Annotated in this window: 29 protein-coding genes; 21 read left to right on the top strand and 8 right to left on the bottom strand. The window is 59.9% G+C overall.

What is annotated here, in order from left to right; genetic code table 11:
- The first annotated feature begins 6 nt into the window (after window positions 1-6).
- The 13 genes from citC to dhbA all read left to right on the top strand — a co-directional run bounded on the left by citC (window position 7) and on the right by dhbA (window position 11,821).
- A complete protein-coding gene (gene citC / locus ACJ8PI_RS11735; RefSeq protein WP_004940809.1) occupies window positions 7-1,077 on the top strand; it encodes a [citrate (pro-3S)-lyase] ligase in 1,071 nt (356 codons plus the stop codon).
- Window positions 1,077-1,385, top strand: a complete 309-nt coding sequence (citD, locus tag ACJ8PI_RS11730; RefSeq protein ID WP_019452464.1) for a citrate lyase acyl carrier protein — start codon at window positions 1,077-1,079, stop codon at window positions 1,383-1,385. The genes citC and citD overlap by 1 nt, the downstream gene beginning before the upstream one ends.
- Complete coding sequence (citE, locus tag ACJ8PI_RS11725; protein ID WP_016927085.1) at window positions 1,369-2,289, top strand: citrate (pro-3S)-lyase subunit beta; 921 nt, start codon at window positions 1,369-1,371, stop codon at window positions 2,287-2,289. The genes citD and citE overlap by 17 nt, the downstream gene beginning before the upstream one ends.
- Window positions 2,289-3,794: a citrate lyase subunit alpha gene (gene citF / locus ACJ8PI_RS11720; protein ID WP_049211993.1), complete on the top strand. Its 1,506-nt coding sequence runs from the start codon at window positions 2,289-2,291 to the stop codon at window positions 3,792-3,794. Before citE ends, citF begins: the two co-directional genes overlap by 1 nt.
- A 3-nt stretch (window positions 3,795-3,797) precedes the next feature.
- The gene (citX, locus tag ACJ8PI_RS11715) at window positions 3,798-4,346 is read left to right on the top strand and encodes a citrate lyase holo-[acyl-carrier protein] synthase (protein ID WP_033654921.1); all 549 of its coding nucleotides are present in this window, start codon (window positions 3,798-3,800) and stop codon (window positions 4,344-4,346) included.
- Window positions 4,327-5,211, top strand: coding sequence for a triphosphoribosyl-dephospho-CoA synthase CitG (gene citG, locus ACJ8PI_RS11710; RefSeq protein WP_164134732.1), 885 nt, complete (start codon window positions 4,327-4,329; stop codon window positions 5,209-5,211). The genes citX and citG overlap by 20 nt, the downstream gene beginning before the upstream one ends.
- 25 nt (window positions 5,212-5,236) lie before the next feature.
- On the top strand, window positions 5,237-6,700 hold the full coding sequence (locus tag ACJ8PI_RS11705; RefSeq protein ID WP_033647927.1) for an anion permease: 1,464 nt from the start codon (window positions 5,237-5,239) through the stop codon (window positions 6,698-6,700).
- Window positions 6,701-6,846: 146 nt separating this feature from the next.
- Window positions 6,847-8,076 (top strand): bifunctional glucose-1-phosphatase/inositol phosphatase, encoded by a 1,230-nt coding sequence (gene agp / locus ACJ8PI_RS11700; protein WP_060438501.1) that lies wholly within the window; start codon window positions 6,847-6,849, stop codon window positions 8,074-8,076.
- A gap of 120 nt (window positions 8,077-8,196) precedes the next feature.
- Entirely contained in the window at window positions 8,197-8,487 is a 291-nt protein-coding gene (locus tag ACJ8PI_RS11695) for a nucleotidyltransferase family protein (protein WP_164134731.1), read from the top strand.
- Window positions 8,484-8,855, top strand: coding sequence for a HepT-like ribonuclease domain-containing protein (locus ACJ8PI_RS11690; protein ID WP_064289846.1), 372 nt, complete (start codon window positions 8,484-8,486; stop codon window positions 8,853-8,855). The genes ACJ8PI_RS11695 and ACJ8PI_RS11690 overlap by 4 nt, the downstream gene beginning before the upstream one ends.
- A gap of 34 nt (window positions 8,856-8,889) precedes the next feature.
- Window positions 8,890-9,582, top strand: coding sequence for a 4'-phosphopantetheinyl transferase family protein (locus ACJ8PI_RS11685; protein WP_164134730.1), 693 nt, complete (start codon window positions 8,890-8,892; stop codon window positions 9,580-9,582).
- Window positions 9,583-9,771: 189 nt separating this feature from the next.
- On the top strand, window positions 9,772-10,962 hold the full coding sequence (locus ACJ8PI_RS11680) for an isochorismate synthase (RefSeq protein ID WP_164134729.1): 1,191 nt from the start codon (window positions 9,772-9,774) through the stop codon (window positions 10,960-10,962).
- Window positions 10,963-11,062: 100 nt separating this feature from the next.
- Entirely contained in the window at window positions 11,063-11,821 is a 759-nt protein-coding gene (gene dhbA, locus ACJ8PI_RS11675) for a 2,3-dihydro-2,3-dihydroxybenzoate dehydrogenase (protein ID WP_033638538.1), read from the top strand.
- 1 nt (window position 11,822) lies between these two features.
- Here the strand turns inward: dhbA and rarD are convergent, their stop codons facing one another.
- Complete coding sequence (gene rarD, locus ACJ8PI_RS11670) at window positions 11,823-12,701, bottom strand: EamA family transporter RarD (protein ID WP_060421744.1); 879 nt, start codon at window positions 12,699-12,701, stop codon at window positions 11,823-11,825.
- Between the two features lie 139 nt (window positions 12,702-12,840).
- On the opposite strand from rarD, the gene alkB reads away from it, so the two are divergent.
- Window positions 12,841-13,488: a DNA oxidative demethylase AlkB gene (gene alkB / locus ACJ8PI_RS11665; RefSeq protein WP_060388008.1), complete on the top strand. Its 648-nt coding sequence runs from the start codon at window positions 12,841-12,843 to the stop codon at window positions 13,486-13,488.
- Here alkB and ACJ8PI_RS11660 read toward each other — a convergent pair.
- Window positions 13,471-14,406 (bottom strand): LysR family transcriptional regulator, encoded by a 936-nt coding sequence (locus ACJ8PI_RS11660; protein ID WP_060438503.1) that lies wholly within the window; start codon window positions 14,404-14,406, stop codon window positions 13,471-13,473. The genes alkB and ACJ8PI_RS11660 overlap by 18 nt on opposite strands.
- 85 nt (window positions 14,407-14,491) lie before the next feature.
- Here ACJ8PI_RS11660 and ACJ8PI_RS11655 point away from each other — a divergent pair, with 85 nt between their 5' ends.
- The gene (locus ACJ8PI_RS11655) at window positions 14,492-15,121 is read left to right on the top strand and encodes an alanyl-tRNA editing protein (RefSeq protein ID WP_164134748.1); all 630 of its coding nucleotides are present in this window, start codon (window positions 14,492-14,494) and stop codon (window positions 15,119-15,121) included.
- A 10-nt stretch (window positions 15,122-15,131) separates the two neighbouring features.
- Here the strand turns inward: ACJ8PI_RS11655 and ACJ8PI_RS11650 are convergent, their stop codons facing one another.
- On the bottom strand, window positions 15,132-15,374 hold the full coding sequence (locus tag ACJ8PI_RS11650) for a hypothetical protein (RefSeq protein ID WP_033635174.1): 243 nt from the start codon (window positions 15,372-15,374) through the stop codon (window positions 15,132-15,134).
- A 324-nt stretch (window positions 15,375-15,698) separates the two neighbouring features.
- Between ACJ8PI_RS11650 and ACJ8PI_RS11645 the strand changes: the two genes are divergently transcribed.
- Window positions 15,699-16,454 carry a glycosyltransferase family 2 protein gene (locus ACJ8PI_RS11645; RefSeq protein WP_041035829.1) on the top strand — a complete coding sequence of 252 codons (756 nt, stop codon included), beginning with the start codon at window positions 15,699-15,701 and terminating at the stop codon, window positions 16,452-16,454.
- A gap of 111 nt (window positions 16,455-16,565) precedes the next feature.
- On the opposite strand, the gene ACJ8PI_RS11640 is transcribed toward ACJ8PI_RS11645, so the two are convergent.
- The 3 genes from ACJ8PI_RS11640 to ACJ8PI_RS11630 form a co-directional block, all read right to left on the bottom strand.
- Window positions 16,566-18,206, bottom strand: coding sequence for a Na+/H+ antiporter (locus ACJ8PI_RS11640; protein WP_164134728.1), 1,641 nt, complete (start codon window positions 18,204-18,206; stop codon window positions 16,566-16,568).
- Between the two features lie 444 nt (window positions 18,207-18,650).
- Window positions 18,651-18,824, bottom strand: a complete 174-nt coding sequence (locus tag ACJ8PI_RS11635; protein ID WP_154232820.1) for a hypothetical protein — start codon at window positions 18,822-18,824, stop codon at window positions 18,651-18,653.
- Window positions 18,825-19,319: 495 nt separating this feature from the next.
- Window positions 19,320-20,207 (bottom strand): helix-turn-helix domain-containing protein, encoded by an 888-nt coding sequence (locus tag ACJ8PI_RS11630; protein ID WP_041035825.1) that lies wholly within the window; start codon window positions 20,205-20,207, stop codon window positions 19,320-19,322.
- 815 nt (window positions 20,208-21,022) lie between these two features.
- Here ACJ8PI_RS11630 and ACJ8PI_RS11625 point away from each other — a divergent pair.
- Window positions 21,023-21,748 (top strand): helix-turn-helix domain-containing protein, encoded by a 726-nt coding sequence (locus ACJ8PI_RS11625; protein WP_164134727.1) that lies wholly within the window; start codon window positions 21,023-21,025, stop codon window positions 21,746-21,748.
- A 772-nt stretch (window positions 21,749-22,520) separates the two neighbouring features.
- Here ACJ8PI_RS11625 and ACJ8PI_RS11620 read toward each other — a convergent pair.
- Window positions 22,521-23,156, bottom strand: a complete 636-nt coding sequence (locus ACJ8PI_RS11620; protein WP_041035821.1) for a flavodoxin family protein — start codon at window positions 23,154-23,156, stop codon at window positions 22,521-22,523.
- A gap of 115 nt (window positions 23,157-23,271) precedes the next feature.
- Between ACJ8PI_RS11620 and ACJ8PI_RS11615 the strand changes: the two genes are divergently transcribed.
- The 3 genes from ACJ8PI_RS11615 (at window position 23,272) to ACJ8PI_RS11605 (ending at window position 25,248) form a co-directional block, all read left to right on the top strand.
- Complete coding sequence (locus tag ACJ8PI_RS11615) at window positions 23,272-24,168, top strand: LysR substrate-binding domain-containing protein (protein WP_041035818.1); 897 nt, start codon at window positions 23,272-23,274, stop codon at window positions 24,166-24,168.
- A gap of 68 nt (window positions 24,169-24,236) precedes the next feature.
- Entirely contained in the window at window positions 24,237-24,824 is a 588-nt protein-coding gene (locus ACJ8PI_RS11610) for a nitroreductase family protein (RefSeq protein WP_039565279.1), read from the top strand.
- 130 nt (window positions 24,825-24,954) lie between these two features.
- Window positions 24,955-25,248, top strand: coding sequence for a DUF2623 family protein (locus ACJ8PI_RS11605; protein WP_164134726.1), 294 nt, complete (start codon window positions 24,955-24,957; stop codon window positions 25,246-25,248).
- Window positions 25,249-25,261: 13 nt separating this feature from the next.
- Here ACJ8PI_RS11605 and ACJ8PI_RS11600 read toward each other — a convergent pair whose 3' ends face one another.
- Entirely contained in the window at window positions 25,262-25,831 is a 570-nt protein-coding gene (locus ACJ8PI_RS11600) for a helix-turn-helix domain-containing protein (RefSeq protein ID WP_033654909.1), read from the bottom strand.
- A 38-nt stretch (window positions 25,832-25,869) separates the two neighbouring features.
- On the opposite strand from ACJ8PI_RS11600, the gene ACJ8PI_RS11595 reads away from it, so the two are divergent.
- On the top strand, window positions 25,870-26,388 hold the full coding sequence (locus ACJ8PI_RS11595; protein WP_033654908.1) for a GNAT family N-acetyltransferase: 519 nt from the start codon (window positions 25,870-25,872) through the stop codon (window positions 26,386-26,388).
- Window positions 26,389-26,392: the final 4 nt, after the last annotated feature.

Here is a 26,392-nt window from a genome sequence, read left to right as displayed (position 1 = left end):
CGTGTTATGTTAGGCGATGCCGTATTTAATCGGGTAAAGCGATCGGATCATAAAGCGATTTCGGAAATAAGCGCCTTCTTGCGCAGTAACGATCTGAATATCGACACCACGGTTGAAATATTTATTACCGTTACCCAGCACGACAAATTGGTCGCCTGCGGCGGCATCGCCGACAATATTATCAAATGCGTCGCCATCAGCCCGCTGATGCGCGGCGAAGGGTTGGCGCTGGCGCTGGCGACCGAGCTGGTGAACCTGGCCTACGAGCGCCACCACACCCAGCTGTTTATCTACACCAAGGTGCAGAACGAGCCGCTGTTCCGCCAGTGCGGTTTCTACCCGATCGCCACCGTGCCGGGCATCGTGGTGCTGATGGAAAACAGCCCGTGCCGCCTGAAGCGCTACGCCGCCCAGCTGGCGAGCCAGCGCCGGCCGGGCGACACCATCGGCAGCATTGTGATGAACGCCAACCCCTTCACCCGCGGGCATCAGTATCTGGTGCGTCAGGCGGCCAAACGCTGCGACTGGCTGCACCTGTTTTTAGTGAAGGAAAACACCTCGCGCTTCAGCTATGAAGACCGCCGCCGGCTGGTGCTGGCCGGCACCGCCGATATCCCCAACCTTACGGTACACGAAGGCTCGCAGTACGTGATCTCGCGCGCCACCTTCCCCTGTTACTTCATCAAGGATCAGGGCGTGGCCGACGACTGTTACACCGAAATCGATCTGAAGATCTTCCGCCAGTATCTGGCGCCCGCGCTGGGCATTACCCACCGCTTCGTCGGCAACGAGCCGTTCTGCGCGGTGACCGCGAAATACAACCGCGACATGCGTTACTGGCTGGAAACGCCGGCGCTGCCCAGCCCGCCGATCGCGCTGGTGGAAATCGAGCGTTTGCAATATCAGGGCACGGCGATCTCCGCCTCCTGGGTGCGCAAGCTGCTGGCGGCGGGGGACTTCCACGCCGCCGCGCCGCTGGTGCCGCCGGACACCCTGTACTACCTGCAGGATCTGCAAACGCAGCGCCGGGCCAAGGCGGCCCCGCATCCTTTTGAGTCCGCACAATCAGGTGAATGATGAAAATTATCCGAGAAGCAATGGCCGGCACGCTGGAATCCAGCGATGTCATGGTGCGCATCGCGCCCGCAGAGGGGCCGCAGCACGATCTGTTGATCGCCAGCAGCGTGGAAAAACAGTTCGGCGCGGCGATCCGCCACACCCTGCTGGAGGTGCTGCAGCGTTATGAGGTGGAGCCGGTGCAGGTGATCGTCGACGACAAGGGGGCGCTGGACTGCGTGCTGCGCGCCCGGCTGGAAACGGCGCTGATGCGCGCCTGCGAGGGCGGCCAACTGCCGTGGGAGGCGAAAGATGAAAACGCTGAATAAAACCCGGCTGCGCCGCAGCATGCTGTTCGTTCCCGGCGCCAACGCGGCGATGGTCAGCAACGCCTTTATCTACCAGGCCGATGCGCTGATGTTCGATCTGGAAGACTCGGTGATTCTGCGTGAAAAAGACGCGGCGCGCCGGCTGGTGTACCACGCGCTGCAGCACCCGCTGTACCAGGAGGTGGAAACCATCGTGCGCGTCAATGCGCTCGACTCCGCCTACGGCCTGGCGGACTTGCAGGCGGTGGTGCGCGGCGGCGCGGACATTGTGCGCCTGCCGAAGACCGACAGCGCGCAGGATGTTGTCGACATGGAGCGCGAGATTGCCGCCATCGAAGCGGCCTGCGGGCGGCCGGTCGGCAGCACCGGGCTGCTGGCGGCGATCGAATCGGCGCAGGGCATCACCAACGCGGTGGCGATCGCGCACGCCTCGCCGCGCCTGATCGGCATCGCGCTGGGGGCGGAAGACTATGTGCGCAACCTGCGCACCGAGCGCTCGCCGGAGGGCATCGAGCTGCTGTTTGCCCGCTGTTCGCTGCTGCAGGCGGCGCGCGCCGCCGGCATTCAGGCGTTCGACACCGTCTATTCCGACGCCAACAACGAAGCCGGTTTCCTGCAGGAAGCGGCGCTGATCAAACAGCTCGGCTTCGACGGCAAATCGCTGATTAACCCGCGCCAGATTGAGCTGTTGCACAACCTGTACGCGCCGACCGCCAAAGAGGTGGCGCACGCGCAGCGGGTGGTGGACGCCGCCGAAGCGGCGGAGCGAGAAGGGCGCGGCGTGGTGTCGCTCAACGGAAAAATGGTCGACAGCCCGGTGATTGAGCGCGCCCGGCTGGTGCTGGAGCGCGCCGCGCTGTCCGGCTTACGGGAAGAACCGGCGCAGCACGGGGAGGAAGCATGATGAACCGCCAACAACGATTGATGACCTTCGCCAACCCGGCGGATCTGCCGGGCTATCAGGACGTCTCCAAAGCCAATCTGCAGGCGCGCAAACCGCGCGATCTCAAGCTGTGCGACTCCTTGCAGGAAGCGGTGCGCCGCAGCGGACTGCAGGACGGCATGACCATTTCCTTCCACCATGCGTTTCGCGGCGGTGATTTGACGCTCAATCAGGTGATGGAGACGCTGGCGGCGATGGGGTTCCGCAACCTGACGCTGGCGTCCAGCTCGCTGACCGACTGCCATGCGCCGCTGGTTGAGCATATCCGCCACGGCGTGGTGAGCCGCATTTACACCTCCGGGCTGCGCGGCCCGCTGGCGGACGCCGTTTCGCGCGGCCTGCTGGCGGAGCCGGTGCAAATTCACTCGCACGGCGGCCGTGTCAACCTGATCGAATCCGGCGAACTGAAGATAGACGTGGCCTTCCTCGGCGTGCCGGCCTGCGATGAGTTCGGCAACGCCAACGGTTACAGCGGTGAAGCCTGCTGCGGCTCGCTCGGCTATGCGCGGGTGGACGCCGAGGCGGCGGGCACCGTGGTGCTGTTGACCGAGCAGCTGGTGCCGTATCCGCATCATCCCGCCAGCCTGGCGCAGGATCGGGTGGATCTGATCGTGCAGCTGGAGCGGGTGGGCGACGCCGACAAGATCGGCGCCGACGCCACGCGCATGACCTCGAACCCGCGCGAGCTGCTGATCGCCCGCCGCGCCGCCGAGGTGATCGTCGGTTCCGGCTATTTCACCGAAGGCTTCTCGCTGCAAACCGGCACCGGCGGTGCCTCGCTGGCGGTGACCCGGTTCCTGGAGGACAAGATGCGCGCCCGCGGCATTCGTGCCGCGTTCGCCCTCGGCGGCATCACCTCGACCATGGTGGATCTGCACGAGAAAGGGCTGATCGGCAAACTGCTGGACGTGCAGAGCTTCGATCGGGCGGCGGCGACCTCGCTGGCGCGCAACCCGCGCCATATCGAAATCAGCGCCAACCAATATGCCAACTTCAGCTCCAAGGGCGCGTCGGTCGATCGGCTCGACGTGGTGGTGCTGAGCGCGCTGGAAATCGACACCGGCTTCAACGTCAACGTGCTGACCGGCTCCGACGGCGTGCTGCGCGGCGCGTCCGGCGGCCATTGCGACACCGCCGCCGCCGCGCGGCTGGCGATCATCGTTGCGCCGTTGGTGCGCGGGCGCATCCCGACGCTGGTGGAGCAGGTGACCACCTGCGTCACGCCAGGCTCCAGCATCGACATTCTGGTGACCGACCACGGCATCGCCGTCAACCCGGCGCGGCCGGAGCTGGCGCAGCGCCTGCGGGAAGCCGGGCTGGAGGTGGTGAGCATCGATTGGCTGCGCGCCCGCGCGCTGCAGCTGACCGGCGAACCGCAGCCGATCGCCTTTACCGACAAGGTGGTGGCGGTGGTGCGCTACCGCGACGGCTCGGTGATCGACGTGGTGCATCAGGTGGTGGAGTAGCCGATGGCCGCCGTCGATCCCCAACTGGCCGCTGAACGCGCGGTCAGCCTGCCGGAGTTGCTCACCAGCCGCGAATGCCGCCAGGCGCGCCAGCAGGCGTGGCTGGCGCAGCACGAGTGCACGCTGCTGGTGCTGACGCTGGTGGTGCCCGGCCCGGTGAAGGACAGCGCGCTGACGCGCGGCATATTCAACCTGGGGTGGGCGGCGCTGCTGCGGCTGTGCGCCGAACAGGGCTGGCCCAGCCCGCAGGCCGAGGCGCTGGCGCTCTCCACCGGCTGCGAAGGGTTTGTGGCGCTGCGCGCCGACGCCCAGCGGGTGAAGGACTGCGCCATGCAGCTGGAGGTGAGCCGCCCGATCGGCCGGCTGTGGGATATCGACGTGCTGGATACGCAGGGGCGCATTTTGTCGCGCCGCGACATCGGCCTGCCGGAACGGCGCTGCCTGCTGTGCGGCCAACCGGCCAAGATCTGCGCCCGCCAGCGGCGGCATAGCAGCGAGCAGCTGCTGCATGAAATGGAAAGGATGTTCAACGATGCGATCTCTGCCGATTAACCTGCCCGCCCACCGTGTCGAACCGGCCTGCGACTTTGCCCGCGCCGCTTTCCGCGCGCTGCTGGTGGAGGTCAACCTCACGCCCAAGCCGGGGCTGGTGGATCGCCATAACACCGGCGCCCACCGCGACATGGATCTCGGGCACTTCTACCGCAGCGCCCGCGCCATCGGCGTGTGGCTGCCGCGCTTTATCCAACGCGGGCGCGAAGACGCCGCTTTGCCGGCAGAGCAGCAGCTGGCGCGGCTGCGGCCGCTCGGCCTGGCCTGCGAAAACCAGATGTTTCGCGCCACCGGCGGCATTAACACCCACAAGGGCAGCGTGTTCTCGCTCGGGTTGCTGTGCACCGCCTTCGGCCGCCTGCAGCAGCAGGGCCGCGCCATCGTCGCCGAAGCGCTGTGCGCCGAGGTGGCGGCGATGTGCCGGGGGCTGGTGGATCGCGAGCTGCGGCGCAACAACGCCGGGCAGACCGCCGGCCAGCGGCTGTTCGCCGCGCACGGGCTGAGCGGCGCGCGCGGCGAGGCGGAGGCCGGTTTCCGGCTGGTGCTTGACGGCGCGCTGCCGCTGTATCGGCAACGGCTGGCCGCCGGCGGCGACGAACAGCGGGCGCTGCTGGACAGCCTGCTGTGGCTGATGGCCCACAACGACGACACCAACGTCGCCTCGCGCGGCGGCCTGCACGGGCTGCGCTGGCTGCGGCGCCGGGCGGCATTGCTGCTGGCGCAGGGCGGCTCGGCGGGGGAAGCGGGCCTGGCGCGCCTGCGGCGCTTCGATGCCGACTGTATCGCCCGCAACCTCAGCCCCGGCGGCAGCGCCGACCTGTTGATAGTGACCTGGCTGCTGGCGCAGCTGGGTGCCCAAGAATAATAACCAAGCCTTCAGGAGAGTCCCTATGTCCCAAACCCAGGAAAAGATCTGGAAAGCGATAGCGCCGCTGGCGGTGCTCGCGATCCTGTTATTGATACCGGTGCCCGACGGCATGCCGCCACAGGCGTGGCACTACTTCGCCATCTTCGTGGCGATGATCGTCGGCATGATTCTGGAGCCGATCCCGGCCACCGCCATCAGCTTTATCGCGGTGACCGTCAGCGTGCTCAGCGCCAACTGGGTGCTGTTCGGCGCGCAGGAGCTGGCGGAGCCGGGCTTCAAGGCCGGTAAAGAGGCGCTGAAATGGGGGCTGGCGGGCTTCTCCAGCACCACCGTCTGGCTGGTGTTCGGCGCCTTTATCTTCGCACTGGGCTACGAGGCCACCGGGCTGGGGCGGCGCATCGCGCTGTTCCTGGTGAAGTTCATGGGCAAGCGCACGCTGACGCTGGGCTATGCGGTGGTGATCATCGATATCCTGCTGGCGCCGTTCACGCCGTCCAACACCGCGCGCACCGGCGGCACGGTGTTCCCGGTGGTGAAAAACCTGCCGCCGCTGTTCGATTCTTTCCCCAACGATCCCTCCTCGCGCCGCATCGGCGGTTACCTGATGTGGATGATGGTGGTCGGCACCAGCATCAGCTCCTCGATGTTCGTCACCGGCGCCGCGCCGAACGTGCTGGGCATCGAGTTCGTCGGCAAGATCGCCGGGGTGCACATCAGCTGGATGCAGTGGTTCCTGGCGTTCCTGCCGGTCGGCCTGCTGCTGCTAATCGTTGCGCCGCTGATCTCCTACTACCTGTACAAACCGGGCGTGACCCACAGCAGCGAAGTGGCCGCCTGGGCGGATACCGCGCTGGGGGAAATGGGCAAGCTGACGCGCAAGGAATACACCTTGATCGGCCTGGTGCTGCTCAGCCTGTGCCTGTGGGTGTTCGGCGGCAAAATGCTGGACGCCACCGCGGTGTGTCTGCTGGCGGTGTCGCTGATGCTGGCGCTGCACGTGGTGTCGTGGAAAGAGATCACCAAATACTCCAGCGCCTGGAACACGCTGGTTAACCTGGCGACGCTGGTGGTGATGGCCAACGGCCTGACGCGCTCCGGCTTTATCGACTGGTTCGCCCAGACCATGAGCACCCATCTGGACGGCTTCTCGCCGAACATGACGGTGGTGGCGCTGGTGCTGGTGTTCTACTTCGCCCACTACCTGTTCGCCAGCCTGTCGGCGCACACCGCCACCATGCTGCCGGTGATCCTGGCGGTCGGCAAAGGGCTGCCGGGCGTGCCGATGGAGCAGCTGTCGATGCTGCTGGTGCTGTCGATCGGCATCATGGGCGTGCTGACGCCGTACGCCACCGGGCCGGGGGTGATCATCTACGGCTGCGGCTATGTGAAATCGAAAGACTACTGGCGCCTGGGCGGCATTCTCGGCGTGGTTTACATCGCCGCGCTGCTGCTGATCGGCTGGCCGATCATGAGCCTGTGGTACTGAGTTGAAGCCACGCGGCCACCGCCCGGTGGCCGCGGTTACGATCCTTTCCCGTGAACCCTGTCACACACTTGTCACACTAACCCCGCCATCATACTCGGGCAAACGCTAACACCTTAAAAATAATCATTTTCCGGGAGCCTCTGCGGATGAGAAAAAAAACGCTATTGCTGTGCCTGCCCTTGTTATTCACCGGGAACGCGCTGGCGGAAGCCGGCGGTTATCAGCTGGAACAGGTGCTGGTGATGAGCCGCCATAACCTGCGCGCGCCGCTGGCCAACAACGGCAGCGTGCTGGCGCAGTCCACGCCGAAGGCCTGGCCGGCCTGGGAAACGCCGGGCGGCCAGCTGACCACCAAGGGCGGGGTGCTGGAAGTGTATATGGGGCACTACTTCAACGCCTGGCTGAAGCAGACCGGCCTGTTGCCGCAAGAGGGCTGCCCGACCGCCGGCAGCGTGTACGTCTACGCCAACAGCCTGCAGCGCACGGTGGCCACCGCGCAGTTCTTCAGTAACGGCGCGTTCCCCGGCTGCGACGTCGGCGTGCATCATCAGGACAAGATGGGCGAGATGGATCCGACCTTCAACCCGATCATCACCGACACCAGCGAGGCCTTCAACCAGCAGGCGCTGGCGGCGATGAACGCCGCGCTGGGATCGCTGAAGCTGGACGCCTCTTACCAACAGCTGGCGAAGATCATCGACTACAAGGATTCCGCCGCCTGCAAGACCGACAAACACTGCGACCTGAGCAAAGAAGCCAGCGTGATGAGCGCGGTGCCGGGCAAAGAGCCGGGCGTCTCCGGCCCGCTGCGGGTGGGCAACTCGCTGGTGGACGCCTTTATGCTGCAGTATTACGAAGGTTTTCCGATGAAAGAGGTGGCCTGGGGCAAAATCGCCACCCCGCACCAGTGGCAGCAGCTGGCGCAGCTGAAAGACGGCTATCAGGATTCGCTGTTCACCTCGCCGGTGGTGGCGCAGAACGTCGCCAAGCCGCTGCTGACCTACATCAACAACGCGCTGCTGGGCGAGCGCAAACCGGACGCGCCGAAGCTGACGGTGCTGGTCGGCCACGATTCCAATATTGCCTCACTGCTGTCGGCCATGCAGTTCCAGCCGTATCAGCTGCCGCAGCAATACGAAAAAACGCCGATCGGCGGCAAACTGGTGTTCCAGCGCTGGCGCGACGCGCAGAACGACCGTGAATTGCTGAAGATCGAGTACGTCTATCAGTCCACCGAACAGCTTCGCAAGGCGACGCCGTTGACGCTGCAAACCCCGCCGCAGCGCGTGACGCTGGCGCTGAAAGGCTGCCCGATCGACAAGGACGGCTTCTGCGCCTGGAGCGATTTCGAAAAGACCATGAAAGGCATCTTGTAATGCCCAGCCTCTCTCCCGCGCGCGGGGGAGAGGCGAAGGCGCGGCTGCCGGGGGGATTGTGCTTGAATCCCCTCAACCGATCACCTAGCATTTCGTTAGATGTAACGGGGAGAGAAAACCATGCGACCATCCATTGTTCTTGCAGAGCATCGCCAGGCGATCCGAGAAACGGTTGGGCTGTTCCCTGCGGCTAATCCGCGTATTTTCGGCTCGGTGCTGCATGGCACCGATCGGGAGGGCAGTGATTTGGATCTGTTGGTCGATGCGTTGCCGGGCGCCACGTTGTTTGATCTGGGAGGGCTGCAGTTGGAGCTGGAAGCGCTGCTGGGCATTCAGGTGGATCTGCTGACGCCGCTCGATTTGCCGCCGGCCTTTCGCCAGCAGGTTTTGGCGGAGGCCCAGCCGGTATGAAAGATGCGCGGTTGGTCGATTATCTGAGCCACATGCAACAGGCGGCGCAGGATGCCTGCGATTTCGTTGATGGCCTGGCGCCGGCAGATTTTATCGAAGATAAACGCACTCAGCAGGCCGTCATTATGAGCCTGATTATCATCGGTGAAGCCGTGACGAAAATCATGGATGGCAGCCCCGCGTTTACGCAACGTCATCCTGAAATCCCCTGGCGCAACATGCGCGGCATGCGTAATCGCATTGCGCACGGTTATTTTGATATCAACCTTGAAGTGGTCTGGGCGACGGTGCAAACGGCGTTGCCGGAACTGCTGACACAGCTGGTGGCGGTACGCCAGGATGCCGAGAAGTTAAACGACGGTGATTAAACTCTCTTTGGACAGTGACTCTGGTTCCTGCCGGTTGCCCACTTTTATCCGCAATATCGAATTTTTCACGCCGGCCGGCTATCCGGGCCAGGTGGCGCGCTGCCATTTTGCGCTGGCGGAGTATCGCGACGACAGTTTTCCCGAGGCGGGTTTTGCACTGCCGGATCATCTGGCGCGCGCGGTGCCGAAGCGCCGCGCGGAGTATCTGGCCGGGCGTGTTCTGGCGCGGCAACTGTTGGCGCCGCTCGGTTTTGCCGACTTCACCCTGGCGCGCGGCGAAGATCGCGCGCCGCAGTGGCCGCCGGGCATCGCCGGGGCGCTGAGCCATAATTCGGATACCGCGCTGTGCGCCGTGCACCGCGAGCGCGGGCTGGGCGGCGTTGGGTTGGATGTGGAGACGCTGCTCTCCGACGTGCGGGCGGAGGAGTTGTGGGGCGCGATCGTTTCCCCGGCGGAGCGCGAGGCGTTGCTGCGCGAGGCGCTGCCGTTCAATGAACTGCTGACGCTGACGTTTTCCGCCAAAGAGAGCCTGTTCAAGGCGCTGTATCCGCAGGTGCGCTGTTACTTCGATTTTCTCGATGCGCGCATGGTCGCCGTGGATGCGCAGCGGCAGACGTTTGTATTAACGTTGCTTAAGACGCTGACGCCAAATTGCCCCGCCGGTCGCCGGTTTAGCGGGCGTTTTTGGCGTAAAGGTGACGATGTCACGACTTTTATCTTTTGCTAAAATCCAATAATAACAGTGTGTTATTTCTTTATTTGCCGTAACGCAGGTTTGCCGCGGCGGGCGGAAAGATTCATTCATCGGAGATTGACCCACGCTGGGGATCCGGTGTAATTTATCCTCCTTTTACAGCTAATGATAATTATTCGCATAAACATTATCATTGGTAAGGCGCAACAAAGGAGTGGTCTTGTGGCGACACTGACGACAGAAAACCAAACCTTCCCCGGGTTTGTGTACGCCGAACAATCGACCTTTTTGTACCGGTCCGAATTCCGTTCCCTCTCCGCCAGCGGCGTGTTCGAGCGTATCGAGACGCCGGCGTTCGGCGGCGAGCGGGAAGGCAGCGCGCTGGCGCAGCATATCCGCCAGGCGTTGGCGCGCGCCAAAGCCGCCGGCCAGGAGACGCCGGTGGTGGTGGGCGCCATTCCGTTCGATACGCGCCGGCCTTCCAGCCTGTATGTGCCTGAAAGTTTACAGTTTGTCGCCAACGACAGCTTTACCCGCGCCGCGCGCCCGATGCTGCAACAGCCGCATCGCCTGGCCGCCTGCACCAGTATTCCGGACGAGCCGCGCTTCAAGCACGCGGTGGCGGAAGCGGTCAGCCGCTTTAAACAAGGCAAGCTGGACAAGGCGGTGCTGTCGCGCATCCTCGACATCGAGTTGGAGCAGCCGGTGGTGGGCCACCAGATCCTCAATAACTTGATGGTGCAGAACCCGACCGGTTACCACTTTTCCCTGCCGCTGGCCGATGGCGGCGTGCTGATCGGCGCCAGCCCGGAGCTGCTGATCCGCAAGCAGGGCGGCGAGATCCACACCAATCCGCTGGCGGGCTCGGCGCGCCGTCAGGACGATCCGCAGCAGGATCGCCTCGGCAGCGAGCGCCTGATGCGCTCGACCAAAGACAAATACGAACACAAGCTGGTGATCGACGACATTCGCCGCCACCTGGCGCCGCTGTGCGCCAGCCTGAGCGTGCCCAGCGGCCCGTCGCTGCTCAGCACCGGCACCATGTGGCACCTGTCCACCCGCATTCGCGGCGAGCTGCTGAACCCGAATCTCAATGTGATGCAGCTGGCCTGCCTGCTGCATCCGACGCCGGCGCTGTGCGGCTTCCCGACCGAGAGCGCCCGCCAACTGATCGCCGATCTGGAACCGCACGATCGCGGCCTGTTCAGCGGCATTGTCGGCTGGTGCGACGCCAACGGCGACGGCGAGTGGGCGATCGTCATCCGCAGCGGCCTGCTGCGCGGCAACCGGGTGCGGCTGTTCGCCGGCGCGGGCATCGTCGCCGCCTCGACGCCGCAGGCCGAGTGGATGGAAACCGCCGCCAAACTGGGCACCATGCTCAACGCTTTCGGCCTGAACAGCGGCGCGCTGTAGGCCTCTTTGCGGCGCAGTGCGCGCCGCGTCATACGCTTTCGCAGGAGACAACGATGAACAACAACATGACCCGGCTGTGCGCCCGGATGGCGGTGCGCGCATGAGCATTCAGATGGATTTCACCGGCAAACGCGTGTGGGTGACCGGCGCGGCGCGCGGCATCGGCGAGCAGATCGCCCGGCATTTTTTGACGCAGGGCGCCGAGGTGGTGGGATTTGACCGCGAGTTCGCCAACCCGGATCTGCCTTACCCTTGCGTGACGCTGGACATCAGCCGGCCGGAGCAGGTGGAGGCGGTGTGCCGCCAACAGCTGGCGGAGAACCCAAAACTGGACGTGTTGGTCAACGCCGCCGGCATTCTGCGCATGGGCAATACCGAAGATTTGAGCGTGGATGACTGGCATCAGTGCATCAACGTCAACGCCTCGGGGGCGTTTTACCTGTTCCGCGCCGTGCTGCCGCACTTCAAGGCGCAGCGCAGCGGGGCGATCGTCAGCATCGGCTCCAACGCCGCGCACGTGCCGCGCACGCAGATGGCGGCCTACTGCGCCTCCAAGGCGGCGCTGACCAGCCTGAACCACTGCGTGGGGCTGGAGATGGCGCCGTTCGGCGTGCGCTGCAATCTGGTGTCGCCGGGCTCGACCGACACGCCGATGCAGCGCGGCATGTGGCAGACCGACGATGCGCAGCAACGCACCATTGCCGGTTTCCCCGAGATGTTCAAGCTGGGGATCCCGCTCGGCAAAATCGCCCGCCCGGACGAAATCGCCAATGCGGTGTTGTTCCTGGCCTCCGATTTGGCCAGCCACATCACTATGCAGGATATCGTGATCGACGGCGGCGCCACGCTGGCCGCCTGAGTCAGACCCGCTGGCGGCGCAGCAGGTGCTGCGCACCTTCCGCCGCCAGCAGCAGCACCGCCAGCCAGATCGCCAGATAGGTTGGCCATTCGCTTTGGCCGATGCTCTCGCCGAGCAGCAGCGCGACGATCACCAGCAGCACCGGTTCCACATAGCTCAGCAGGCCGAACAGGCTGAACGGCAGCAGGCGGCTGGCGAGGATGTAACACACCAGCGCCACGGCGCTGATGACGCCGAGCAGCGGAATGCGCCAATACAGCTCGGTATTGATCGGCAACGCCGCTGCGCCGCCGTCGCCGAAGGCGAACCAGGCCGCCGCCGGCAGCATCAGCGCCAGCTCGCACCACAGCCCGCCGAGATTGTCGGTGCCGAAACGCCGCCGCAAAATAAAGTAGAGCGGATAGCCCAGCGCCACCACCAGCGTCGGCCACGAGACGCCGCCCGCCTGATACAGCTCATTGCCCACCCCCACCATGGCGCACGCCACCGCCAGCTTTTGCAGCAGCGACAGCCGATCGCGGTAGATCAAACGGCCCGCCAGCACCATGGTCAGCGGCAGCAGAAAATAGCCGAGCGACACGTCGAGCGCCTTGCCGTGCAGCGGCGCCCACAGGAATAACCACAGCTGCACCCCCAGCAGCGCCGAGGTGAGCAGCAGGCCCAGCAGACGCTGCGGCCGTTGGCCGATCCAGCCCAGCGTGTCGCCCACTTTGCGCCAATCGCCGGACAGCGCCATGAACAGCGTCAGGAACGGCAGCGTCAGCAGCGTGCGCCAGCCGTAGACCTGCTCGCCGTTCAGCGGGGTGAGGGTAGAGGTGAAGTAATACATCGCGCCGAACAAGATGGAGGCGACGACCGAGAGAGTGATGCCCTTAATCACACGCATTCCTGGTGAGTGATTGATTTTATGGCGGCTACTGTAGAGAAATTTGCCGCCAACGACAATGGCGTTGCCGGGCGCTGGACAATCGGCGGCGGCGGGTTACAATGAATACTGTGTATTCATACAGGCTTTAGCGATGACAATCGATCTTTTTGAAGACGCGCTGCCGCCGCCGTGGCGCGAAGAAATCGCCCCCGGCGCGGTGGTGATGCACGGCTTCGTGCGCGATCACGGGCCGGAACTGCTGGCGGCGGTGCAGGGCGTCGTCGCCCAGGTGCCGTGGCGGCATTTGACCACGCCCGGCGGGCACGTGATGTCGGTGGCGATGAGCTGGTGCGGCAACGGCTGGACCAGCGACAGCCGCGGTTACCGCTATTCGGAACGCGACGCGCGCAGCGGCAAACGCTGGCCGGCCATTCCGCCGATCCTGATGGCGCTGGCGGACGAAGCCGCGCAGCAGGCGGGATTCGGCCGCTTCGTGCCGGATTCCTGCCTGATGAACCGCTACGATCCGGGCAGCAAGCTGTCGCTGCATCAGGATAAAGACGAGCACGACTTCGGCGCACCCATCGTTTCGGTGTCGCTCGGGCTGCCGGCGGTATTTCAGTTCGGCGGCCTGCAACGCAGCGACCGGGCGCGGCGCATCCCGCTGGCGCACGGCGACGTGGTGGTGTGGGGCGGCCCATCGCGGCTCTGTTTTCACGGCATCCTGCCGGTCAAGGAAGGCTATCACTCGTTGGTGGGGCCGCACCGCATCAACATCACGCTACGCAAGGCGCTTTAGCTGCGGCTCCTGCGCCAGGCAGGCGACGAGATAGTCGATAAACACCCGCAGTTTGGGCGGCAGATACTGGTTGGGCGCGTAAAGCAACCACAGGCCGCCGTGATAGCTGCTGAGGAAATCCCACGCCGGCAATATCTGCACGATCTCGCCGTCATCGAGCGCCTGGCGGGCGGTAAAATACGGCAGGCTGCCGATGCCGATATGCTGTTTCACCGCGTCCAGCCGCACGCCGGTATGGTTGGCGGCGTAGCGACCGCGCACGTTGACCGCCACCGTTTTGCCGCTGCGGCGGAACTTCCATTGCGCGTCGCTCGGCGTTTCACCCAGATAGATGCAGCTGTGCGCCGCCAGATCGTGCGGGTGCTGCGGGGTGCCGCGCTGCGCCAGGTAGTGCGGCGTGGCGCACAGCAGATGGTCTATTCTCATCAACTGGCGGCCGATCAACCCGGGCGATGGGCGATCGGTAATGCGCAGCGCCAGATCGACCCGATCGTCGATCAGATCCATGTAGCGATCTTCCAGCCGCAGCCGCACGTCCACCTTCGGGTAGCGGCGCAGGAACTCCGGCATGTGCGGATGCAGCACGAAGCGGCCTACCGCCTTGGGCACGCTGACGCTGACCAATCCTTCGGGCTCCGCGGCGCCGCGCCCGCCGATCGCCATAACCGCGTCGGCCGCCGCCAGCAGGGTGCGGCAGTGCGCATACGCCTCTTCGCCGCTTTCGCTCAGCCGAAGTTTGCGGGTGGTGCGGTGCAACAGCTGCAGCGCCAGCGCCTGTTCGAGCCTTGCCACGCTGCGGCTGACGGCGGAAGGCGAAGTATCCAGCTTGCGGGCGGCGGCGGAAAAGCTGCCGCTCTCTACCACCTGAACGAAAACGGCCATTTCGGGCAACAGCGCGTAAGAAAAATTTGTGCTCATGACGCAAAGGTCCATTGTGATGACGGCGGATTATCCATCGATTATGACATGAATATAATGGCTCTTCGAACCGAGGAGAAAAATGATGACCGAACGACGTTATTACTACAGCGACGATGTACAGGGCCAGGCGCAGGTGTTGAGCTGTACGCCGGCCGAGGCGGGCGCCTACGCCGTAGAGCTGGACGCCACGCTGTTCCACCCACAGGGCGGCGGCCAGCCGTCCGACGTGGGGACGTTAGGCGGCGTCGCCGTGCTGCGGGTGCAGCAGCAGGGGGATACCGTGCTGCACTTTACCGCCGCGCCGCTGCCGCTCGGGCCGGTCACGCTGCAAGTCGATGAGGCGCAGCGCCGCCTGCACGCCCGCTGGCACTCCGGCGGGCATCTGATCGGCTGGCTGGGCGAAAGCCGGGGGTGGCGGCCGGTCAAGGCGCATCATTGGCCGGGAGAGGGGCGCATCACGTTCGCGCCAGGGCCGGATGCGCAGACGATAGAAGCGGACTTTTTGCAGGCGGAGCTGGCGCGCTTGATAGCCGCCGATCTGCCACGCCGGCAACAGGCGGTGGATGGGATGCGCCATGTCGGTTTCGGCGAACTGCCCGCCTACGGCTGCGGCGGCACCCATGTCGCCGCGCTGGGCGAGGTGGGCGCGATCGCTATCACCGGCGTAAAGATGAAGAAGGGGCAGCTGATCGTGCAGTATGAGCTGGGTTGAATAAGGGGCTTCAGCGCCCGGCCTGCCGCAGCTGGGTGCAGAACGCGCATTGGCATCCCGCCACCGGCACCGCCGCGCAGCTGCCGATGTTCACCGGCTGGGCGTCCATGGCGTGAAAGCCGTAAAACAGATTTTCGATGTTTTGTTCCGCCGCGCGCGCCTGTTCCGGGCGCGGTTCGGGCACTTTCGACTGAAACGCCGCGGCCTTGCCGGCCAGCAGGCAGAGAAACAGCAGCGACAGCTGGATTTTCATCGTCGTCTTCCTTTGGCTAAAGTTATGATACGTTATAACAAAACCAAGGCGCCGCCAAGCACCGCTCTCGCGTTCGGCGCCCGCCAGCGCGTGAGCCGGTGCGGTGAACGCTTATGCTGAGTCTGGCTTTCTCTTTGATTTAGTTTAAATTGATGAAATAGTCAGATGCCATCATCCAGGGCATGACACGGCAGTCATTATTCTAAATACTTAAGCGAAGAGGCGCTCGCTGCATGAGAAGCGCTTTGGGACAGCGCTTTTGCAAGGCGCCGCTCGCCGTTTTTGGCATGGACTGCATTTTTTCAGTGTCGTGGATTGTAAAAAATGGATTTTTGTAACCGGATTTCCGTGTGTTTATTGACGTTTAATTCATCGCGCCTGCTGCGTGACGTGCTGCAACCTGTGGCGGCGTTTGCCGATGAAATCATCGTGGTGGATTCGGGCAGTACTGACGGCACGTTGGCCATTTGCGAAGACTTCAATATCAAGCCTATCTATCACCCGTTTGAAACCCATGGCCGGCAAATGAATTACGCCATATCCCGCGCGCAGCATGACTGGGTTTTGTGCCTGGACAGCGATGAGATTATGGATGATGAAGTGGTCGACGCGATAGGGCTTTTCAAACGCACCCCAGGCCCTGACAAAAATAATGCCTATCGCATTCGTCGTGATTGGTTTGTGTTGGGACAGGCGGTCAGAACGCTTTATCCCGTCTCGTCGCCGGATTTCCCCATTCGCTTTTTTCACCGCCAGGTGGTGAAGTTCAATGACGCGCCGGTAGATGATGCGGCGGAAGGGGGGGCATCAACCTTGATACTGGCCGGGCACGTTAAACACGATACTTTTTTCTCAATCGAGGAAGTGTTTGCAAAGCTGAACAGCTATACGGCGCGCGTGGTGAAATACAAGGCGATAAGGCCATCGCTTCTCCGAGGGGTGATTAGCGCCATCGGCGCCTTTTTCAAGTGGTACGTTTTTAGCGGCGCCTGGAAAACGGGCCGGGTTGGCGCTGTGACCGGCGTTTACGCGGTGTCCTACAGCTTTTTGAAGTATTTCAAGGCGTGGTACCACAGATAGGCAAACGGCGGGCGTGGCGTGAGCTCCCGTTCTATTGCGGCGCGCGATCGCGGCTTTGGGGCGGCAACCGCGCGTCGAAGAAGGGGAGCGAAACCGCCTTTATCTCATCGTTTAAACGCTGTCTTCAGAGAGCAGCACCTCAGTGATATCAATGCGATGCAGCAGCTTTCTCTGTTTCTCATGGCTGATTTTCTTCATGCGGCGCAGCCGGTACAACTCTTCTCTTTCCGCGTGCAACGAGGCTAAGTACAGCTGCCTTTCCAGCCGCTTCAGCGCCACGATATTCTTCACGTCTTCTTTGGTCAGGATTTTACGTTGCAGCACATCCAGCATTCGTCGCGTCGTTTCTTCAATCAGCTCCGGCGTAGCGTCTTCCGGCGGGGCGCCGAGCAGTTTTTCCTTGGTGTCGTTGACGGCCTTGGTCGCTGCGCTCGCCAAGGCTTCTGAAACGGAGAAAGCCTCTTCCTGATCTTCTTCCGGCGGCAGGTTGCCGCGCAACAGGAAGGGCAGCGTGACAATGCCGACGACGATCGACAGCAAGATGACCCCCGAGGCGATAAACACCAGCTGATACCGCCCCGGGAATGGCGAGCCATCCAATAAAAACAGCGGAATTGACAGCACGCCCGCCAGGGTCACCGCCCCTCGTACCCCGGCAAAGGCGGCGACGAACAGATCGCGCGTGCTGAATTTCGAAAATAACAGCGGATCTTTGCGCATCAAGGTGGCGCTGCCGACCTTCATCAGCCACAGCCAAATCAAACGCACGGCGATCAAACTAAAATAGATGATCACCACGTAAGCCAGCAGCGTCTCCAGGCTGATGGAATGATCGATATCGGTTTGCGCCACGGTGAAGTTCAAGATGCCCGGCAGCTGCAGCCCAAGCAGAATAAACACCATGCCGTTAAAGACGAACTCGAGCATTTCCCAAATATTATTGGTGCGTAAACGCACCAGCGGCATGCTGCGATTCACTTTGGATTGGCCTATCATCATGCCGGCGCTGACGGCGGCGAGGATGCCGGATACGCCAAATCTTTCCGCAATCAGATAACAGGAAAAGGGCAGTAACAGCGAGAAAATAATCTGGGTGGCGGAATCGTTATACATCCATTTATGTATGAACTTAACCATTTGATTATAGAGAAAAACGATAATGATGCCGCACAGCACTCCGCCAATCGATACCTGAAGAAAGGTCAGAAAGGCGCTCTCCAGAGTAAACGTCATCGCGCCGAGCGCGACAGCGATGGAGAAGTTGAGGGAAACCAAACCGGAGGCGTCGTTCATCAGCGCTTCCCCTTCTATCACTCTCATCACGGGTTTGGGCATGCGTCCTTTACCCACGATGCCGGACAGCGCCACGGCGTCCGTTGGCGACAGGACGGCGGCCAGGGCAAACGCGGCGGCGAGAGGGATTGACGGGAGCAGAAAGTGAATCAGATAACCCACGCCGACGACCGTGATGATCACCAGCACCAGGGCCAGGCAAAGGATTTCTCTGCCGTAATGGAGGAACTCTTGCGTCGGCGTTTTCCAACCGTCGGCGAACAGCAGCGGGGGAATAAACAGCATCAAGAAAAGCTCGGGGTTGAAGTCGATATGCAACCCAAACTGGGGCCAGGCCAAGACTGCGCCGACGATGATTTGCATCAGCGGAAGCGGGATCTGGAAGGGGAATATTCGCGTCACGACGCCGGACAATGAGACGGTGAGCAATAAGATCAATATGGTGAAGAATGTTTCCATCGTGAACCTTTTCGGGATTTAATTTTTCTCGCCGCTATCAAGCGGTTTTTCTGCGTGCCGGCCCTCAGGCGGGCAGGCCGGCCAAGGCTGAACAGCTGCCATGGCGGCCGCTGCCGCTGAAGAAAGCGCACTTGCGCGAAGGGTTAAGGCAGCGCAAACGCCATTACGTAATCGCCGGTTTCTGATGAATGCGCGGCACCGCCGACCACAATAACGATGTACTGCTAATAACCATCATCATTTTTATTTAATACCGGGTTGTAACAGTCTCGTGAATACGTGGTTTTTGGTGCGCTGAGTAGTCCGATATTCTATTTCAGTGATACGCGCATTGAATGAAAGAGCCTCTCTGGACTAATTATTTAGAGTGATGATGGATGCGGCATTGCTTTTAATCACGGGGTTGTATAGAAGTTTACCCTGCGTTGACTTCAGGATGAAACGTCATTCTTTATCAAGTCGATGTCGATAGAAGCGGCGAAAAAAATGATTCAATGCCATTCTTTCCCCATCGACATAGACAATATAACCTTTCCCGCGATCGCCGACGGTGACTTTTTCAATATTAACATTAGGATAGTGTTTTTTTAGGTTTTTAGACCATGCTTGAATACTCATAATTCTATTTTCCTGACGCGCTTTATTCTTGTTTAAGGCATATTGATAGCACCCGTAAAATAAGTCTCGTGGAAATAAAATATCGTCAGTATCTGGGGATGTCTACAAGCGTGCGGGCGGCATAAGGCAAAAAATGCCGGCTGCGCTCAGGCCGGGGGTTTGGCACAAATACAATAAAAACAATAAGTTATGCAATCATCCGCACGAAAAGCAAATGTTCGTAACTAATTGATATATAACATATTGGTACGTTAGTCATATCGAGGGGAATACTCAACGGCTAAGCGGCTATTCCTTGTAGGGGCTAGAAGAACGTACCTTGGCGCGATCTTCAGGAATGTATTGACGCGCTTTCCAATTGGATAAGTCCTAAAGTTTACGCTTTGCCGGCGAATGGATAATGAGTGGTTTTGATCGCAAAGGCATCATGACTCCTTATTGATTAATATAAATTATTACCCTTTTTAATAAACAGTAACGCCGATAGCGATAGGGTTAGCGTTCTGTCCTTGGCGCTTCATCTTTCTCTCTATGCTTGATAGGGAAAACAATAGGGATATAGGTCTTCATCTCTATGTTATCACCGCCTCTGGGGGTAATAATTTCGATGAGAAAGCGATCGACCATGCCAACTTTATTTATCGGGAATGATTTGGTGTAAATGCTTTGCGTGAATTTTTGCGCCTCATCGCTTGCGCCGTCAAAACTGAATTCTGCAAAAAGTTGCATATCTTTTTTTTCCTGGGCGTCGGCCAGAGAGGCAAGCACGTTGCCAAGACTGTCTTCTTCCGCAATATAGATTGTCTTCAAATAGATGCTGACGTAATTCTCTTTTTTGGTGCTCGCGCCAAAATTGAAAAAGTTAATCATGCCGCTATCCGTTTTTTTCATGTTATCAATTGCCGCCAGTCGCAGCGCGGAAACGGCAGGATGGAAGTGATATATCTCTGCATCAACGCCATCACCTGAATCGTCGAAAAATTTTGGCAGGTGTACATAGCGATGCTCTGGAATGCCTTCGAGAAACAACAATGGGATGGCGGAGGACACGTCCCACGATTTACTTTTGCGATACTGCATCGGCGAGGTTCTGAATTGCTTGCGAAATGCTCGTTCAAATGATTGATATGATTGAAAATTAAGCTCTTTAACGATGTCGGAAATCGAGAGGTTCGTCGCTTTCAACATAAATGCGGCGCGAATGAGTTTTCTGCCCCTCACATAGCTCCCGAAAGTCATCCCTGTTTCATCTTTAAACGCTTTTTGGATATGCCCGCGTGAATATCCGCTTTTTTCTGACAGCATCTCAACAGTGAGTTTCTCATTGAACCCACTTTCTTCGACCCAGGCGAGCAGCTCCTCAATGACTTTGGTTATAAACATGCAGGAGCTTCCTTTTAGTTATCTGCCTAATGGTTGCGTCGGGTAAAATAACGCCTTATCGGTATTCAGCGATAAGGCCCCAATTCATCCGATCTTTTAGGCAATATCCTGAGTATAGAACGCCCGCAATATTAACGCGGTAAATTAAAAAAATGTACTTAAAAGTGCCATTTGCCAAATAACAGGATATGGCGAGTAAGTAGAAAGTGAATAGATACATTTTTAGCGTGCTAATTTGTTGATTTTTATTGTGATTTGTGGGTAAGCAAAGATAGTGTGAGCACAATTTTTGCTCATTGATAGATAAAAACTCTATACGGCTGTCAATTTATTGGCAGTAACATCTTTTCGAATCGAAATAATTAACTATTCTATGTTTGAGAGTGGGGATAAGGTGAAAATAAGCCAGGCAGGTGATTGCACAATAAAATAGTGGTTAATCTAAGGAGGTATCAAGGATAATGACATTCAGGAGGGGTATGGATACTTTATTTTCACGAAAAATAGCGTCTGCTGTTTATCTTCTTGCTGTGGCCTTTGTTTTTTGAGGCAGAATAACCGCTGAGCGTTTTTCTGTCTTGGCATCCGTGGTTTATCGGCGTTTTCCACACGACTTCTTAGCAAATCTCATCTTGTGCGAGAGGTGAATCAGTATCTTTTACCCTGAAAATGCTTTTTGTGCAACGTGATGCGTGGATATGTTTGAACGGATATGGGAATGCCACTCTTCGAAAGAAAGCAAGTCGAAAAGCTTTTGACTCTGCAAGAAGAGAGATGCATTCAATAATAAAAATAGCAAGATGACAGGCTTTACTATGGATTATTCTAACGAATTCAGACGCAATATTTTAGATGAGGTAATCGCTATCATTGAAGAATCTATTGATACCCAAAGCCATGTATCAATAAGAGCATTATCCATCAAATCAGGGTATTCCATCGGGCATTTACAACGGGTGTTCTATTTGTATGAAGGGATGAAAATAGGGACTTATATCAGAAAGCGCAGATTAAGCCGCTCGACGTTATTGCTGAAATGTACCGATATGAAGATCTATGAAATCGCTTTGCTCTCTGGATTTAGTTCTCAGCAATCATTTAGTCGTGCGTTTTCAAATCAATTTGGCTGCCCGCCGAGAACATTCAGAACTATGCGCTATTGGCCTTTTCTGAATTATCAACCGATTATTGGCTTCGATAAAGAGCCTTTTCCCTGCAGCATCCTGCACTTGAATTTGCATGAGTATTACGAGAAAAAAAGGATTGTGCAACTGCTTTCTCCGGCAATATGCAGAGGGCAGATGAAGATAAACGTAAAGAATCCAATAACCTGTAGCCTTTACAACTCATCGGCAAAGTACATTGCGATCAGACGAAATGAAAAAAAGATGAGTGAAAACGAGTTCATTCTATCGCTATATGAAGGGGTGTTGGCTTCTTTGGACATCTTCATCACGCAAAGCGTAATTTTTAAAATCTACGATCATTGCCCAGGTGAAAAGGAAAACGTCAGCATGTGGTATTTCGTTCCGATAAAATAAGCTTTTATCACTCGCGGTAGAGGATTGACTGATTGCAACTGAGCGCTTTGGTTATGGCATTGATATTTTTTTTGTGTCCTCCTGCAACGCCCCATAAGCCTGTTTCAGCCAGCGGGGAGGTTGGCGAGGAAGAAAAAAACCGACCGCGAGGGTCGGTAAGCATGGGGGTATTCAATAGGTGTGACAACACTACAAATAAATAATAGCGCCTGTTTTGGTTTTTTCTTTACCGAAAAGTGTTATCTCATGGGCAATAGGTCTGATAGACGCGTATCTTCTCTTGCAATAAGACGGGGTACATGCGACGTGCAGAAGCCATGCATGAAATGAGGATAAAAACGGCGATTAGCGTCGACCAATGAAACATCGACAATCTCTCTGGGATGCATGACCCATACGCGAAAATAAATAAGGCTATGCCGTTGCCATGTAACCCTATCGGCTGCATTTTGCCAAAAACGATATTTTGGCAGGTTAAACGGGGGAATAAAAAAGCCGGTCGTGACGACCGGCGAATGCGAAAATAACAGGGTAACGTTAATTGAAAGTGCACATAAAATGATAGCGAATTAATCCTAGCACCGACTGCGGCGTTATATTTTACCTAAAAATGTGTTTGCGACATTGGCGTTTATCGCCCGGTTCCGGCGGCGGTATGCGTTTGCGGGGGAAAAAGGCGGTCGACGCTGCGCCCCTGGAAGCCAGGCTAAGATCCCAGCGGCCAAACCGCCTCGCGTACGGCGATCGGAACGGTTGCCGGGAGACTCAACCGTCAGCCCGCCCACACCTGCGTGCTACGCGGGCTGTCCATCTGATAATCCGAATAGGGGCGAGTGAAAAACTCGCGCCCCAACTCGCGGGCGGCCTGCAGCGGGTTACGCGGATCGCGGGCGATCTCGCCGCGCTGATTGCCGGCGCCGTGCACCAGCCCAACGAAGGCGGAATGGGTGTAGCGGCTGAACTCCTGGATCTGATGTACGATGCCCAACGCCGCGCCGGGGTAGGTCTCTTCCGACGCTACCGCCAGCCCGATGCGTTTGCCGCTCATGCGCTGGTGCACCTGTCCCGCCTGAGGGTAGGCGTTGGAATAGAAGCTGAACGAGCGATCGAAAAAGGCCTTGGTTTGCGCCGACATGCCGTACCAGTAAATCGGCGTGCAGAATACTGCGCCGTCGGCCGGCAGGAAGTGCTCCAGAAACAGCTCGGCGTAGCGATCGGCCGGCGGCGGCGTATGGCGCTCATCGCTCAGAAAACCGCTCAGGTAATCATCGAGAAAATGCAGGCTAGCGGACGTGCCGGCTTCGGCGGCGCCCGCCATGATCGCCTGCGCCAGCGTGGCGCTGTTGCCGTCGCGGCGGGGGCTGCCGACCAGCACCACCAGACGTTTGGATTGATGAGTTGTATTCATGTCATGTTCCTCGGTATGAAGTGAATTCAGCCCTACTCTAGAAACAAATAGTGGCAGGCGACAAATGACGGCTTTTCTGCCAGGATGAGCTCAACTCATCTCTAGAGGTTTCGCCATGTTCGCCACGCTGCCCGTCAACGCATTACGCACCTTTGAATCTGCCGCTCGCCTGCGCAGCTTCAAGCTGGCGGCGGCCGAGCTGGCGGTGACGCCGACGGCGATTTCGCACCAGATCAAAGCGCTGGAACAGCAGTTGGGGTTTGCGCTGTTCGAGCGGGTGCCGCGCGGCGTGCGGCTGACGCCGAAAGGCGAAACGCTGTTTGCCGGGGTGCACGGCGCGCTGCTGGACGTCGCCGCCACGCTCGAAGGCCTGCGGCCGCAGCCCAGCACCGGATCGCTGTGCGTCTCGGTCACGCACTCTTTCGCGGCGCTGTGGCTGGTGCCGCGCCTGGGGCGTTTCTACCAGGCCTACCCGCACTATCTGGTGCGCCTGGAGGCCTGCGCCGAGGTGATCGATCTGCAGCAGGACGCCAGCGTGGACGTGGCGGTGCGCTACAGCCGCGCGCACTATCCTGCGCTGCATCAGACGGCGCGGCTGGAGGAAAGCTTTGGCGTCTACGCGGCGCCGGGGCTGGCCGCCGCCGAACCGGAAAACCCGGTGCTGATCACCGTCAAATGGGGGGATTCGGCGCTGTACGACAGCGGCTGGCGCGACTGGTGCCGGGCCGCCGGCGTGGACTGGTGGCAGCGCCATGCGGCGATGCGCAGCTATCACGAGGAGCATTACGCCCTGCAGGCGGCGGTGGCCGGGCAGGGGATGGTGCTCGCCAGCTCGGTGATGGTGTCCGATATGGTGGACAACGGTCTGCTGGTGGCGTACCGGCCGGAGGTGCGCGTACCGGGCGCCGCGTACAGCGTGCTGTGCGCGCCGGGGCGCGAGCGGCATCCGCCGGTCAGGGCGTTTCTCGCCTGGCTGCAGCAGGAACTGCCGCAGGGCAATGGCACGAAATAAAAGTTTTATCGTCCTAAGCTGTGGGAATATCAGCGAACTTTTGTTTTATTTCACTGCGAGAACCGACTATGAACCAGCCAAGAACTTCCGATTATCCGATTGATGCGCAATTTATCGAACGCTGGTCGCCGCGCGCGATGGCCAACGACGCCATCGACGATCAAACGCTGCTGAGCTTTTTTGAAGCGGCGCGCTGGTCGCCTTCGGCCTACAACATTCAGCCGTGGCGCTTTGCCTATAGCAAGCACGGTTCCGACAGCTGGGAGAACTACTTAGAATTCCTGATCGACTTCAACCGCGGCTGGGCGCAGCACGCCTCGGCGCTGGTGGTGATCGTCTCCAAAACCACCAGCCTGAACGGCGAACGGCTGGTGGACAACCCGACCCACGCGTTCGATACCGGCGCCGCCTGGGCCAGCCTGGCGCATCAGGCGCACCTGAAAGGCTGGCTGACCCACTGCATGAGCGGCATTCACCACGACAAGATTAAGGCGGCGCTGCAGCTGCCGGACGACTATGCGGTGCACGCCATGGTGGCGATCGGCAAACCGGGCGACAAAGCCCGCCTGCCAGATTTCCTGCAGGAAAAAGAGGCGCCGTCGGGCCGCCTGCCGCTGGGCAAGACCGTCAGCGAAGGGCTGAATTTCACGCTGTGATTGCCCGCTTACCCTCAGGCCCGCTTGGCGGGCCTTTTTTATGCGGCGAGTAAAACTTAGGGAGTATGTTCTCGTTCGCTCATTCGCTGTATATTTTGTTATATAGCGATGGCGTAATGAGGAGGAAACCGTGGGTGACCATTTTGGCAAAGGGCTGTTGGCGGGGTTAAAGGCGGAGAGTCTGAAGCCGGAGACGGAGCTGTCGCGCTTTTGCTCCGACTACAAGCGCGGCTTTGTGCTCGGCTATGCGCACCATTTGGCGCAGTGCTGCGGCGACGAGAATCGGGCGGCGTTCGAAGCCGGGCAGCTGAGCCGCGCCTATGGCCTCGGCAGCGAGCCGATGAGCGAGTTTTTTTCCGGCGGCGACAGCCGGCTGGCGGAGAAGTTTTTCCGCGCCGGCTATAACCGGCCGACGCAGGGTTAGCGCGGGCGGGGCATCAGGCGGCGCTCAGCACCGCCACCATATACACGCACGGTTGATCGCTCTGGTTTTCAAAGCGGCAGTCCGCCGGTGGGCCGAGCTCCAGGCAGTCTCCCTCGGCCATGTCATGGTGCGCGTCACCTTCCACAAAGACCAACTCGCCGGATAAAACCCAGATCAGCTGACGCTTGAAGGCATACACCGAAGCCGGCATCGGGATCGTCGCGCCGGCCGGCAGTTCGATACGCACCAGATCGAGCGGCAGATCGGTGCGCGGCGACACGTGGCGCCGCACGTAGCCGCTCTCCGGATCGACCCAGACCGGTTGATCTTCCCGGCGCAGCAGCCGGCCTTCCTGCGTTTCCGCCCGGGCGATCAGCTTGGACATGCTGAGGCCGAACGCCCCCGCCAGCCTGGCCAGCAGCATCGCCGTCGGGCTGCTCTCGCCGCGCTCGATCTTATGAACCATCGCCCGTGAGACGCCTGCCTGCTCGGCCAGATCGGACAGCGACCAGTGGCGCGCCTCGCGTTCAAGGCGAATGCGTGCGCCGATCAGCTGATTTAGATTGTCTAATTTAATATTCATATCGTAGTATTATAGTGGACAATTGGCCGGGGTAAACCATGATTATACGAAATGCGACGCTCAACGATAGCGCGGCGATTGCCGCCATCTATAACGACGCGGTGTTGAACAGCACCGCCATCTGGAATGAACAAACCGTGGATGCGGCCAACCGCGCGGCGTGGATCGGCGAACGGCAGGCGGCGGGCTACCCGGTGCTGGTGGCGGTGAACGGCGCGGACGAGGCGATCGGCTACGCGTCGTTCGGCGACTGGCGCGCCTGGGACGGCTATCGCCATACCGTAGAACACTCGGTGTATGTCCATCAGGCGCATCGCGGTGAAGGGATTGGCAAAGCGCTGTTGATCGCCCTGATCGCACGGGCGCGGGAGATCGGCAAGCACGTGATGGTGGCCGGTATCGAATCCGGCAATCAGGCCTCGATTAAGCTGCATCTGGCGCTCGGGTTCCGCGAGGTGGGGCGCATGGAGCAGGTGGGCGCCAAATTTGGCCAATGGCTGGATCTGACTTTCCTGCAGCTGACGCTCGACGAGCGAACGGCGCCGCCGGCGCGCTGATCCT

Origin of the sequence: Serratia sp. CY82433, assembly GCF_052166535.1 — a bacterium.
GTDB lineage: Bacteria > Pseudomonadota > Gammaproteobacteria > Enterobacterales > Enterobacteriaceae > Serratia > Serratia sarumanii.
The sequence above is the reverse complement of the archived record's forward strand: the minus strand, read 5'-3'. Positions and strand labels throughout refer to the sequence as shown.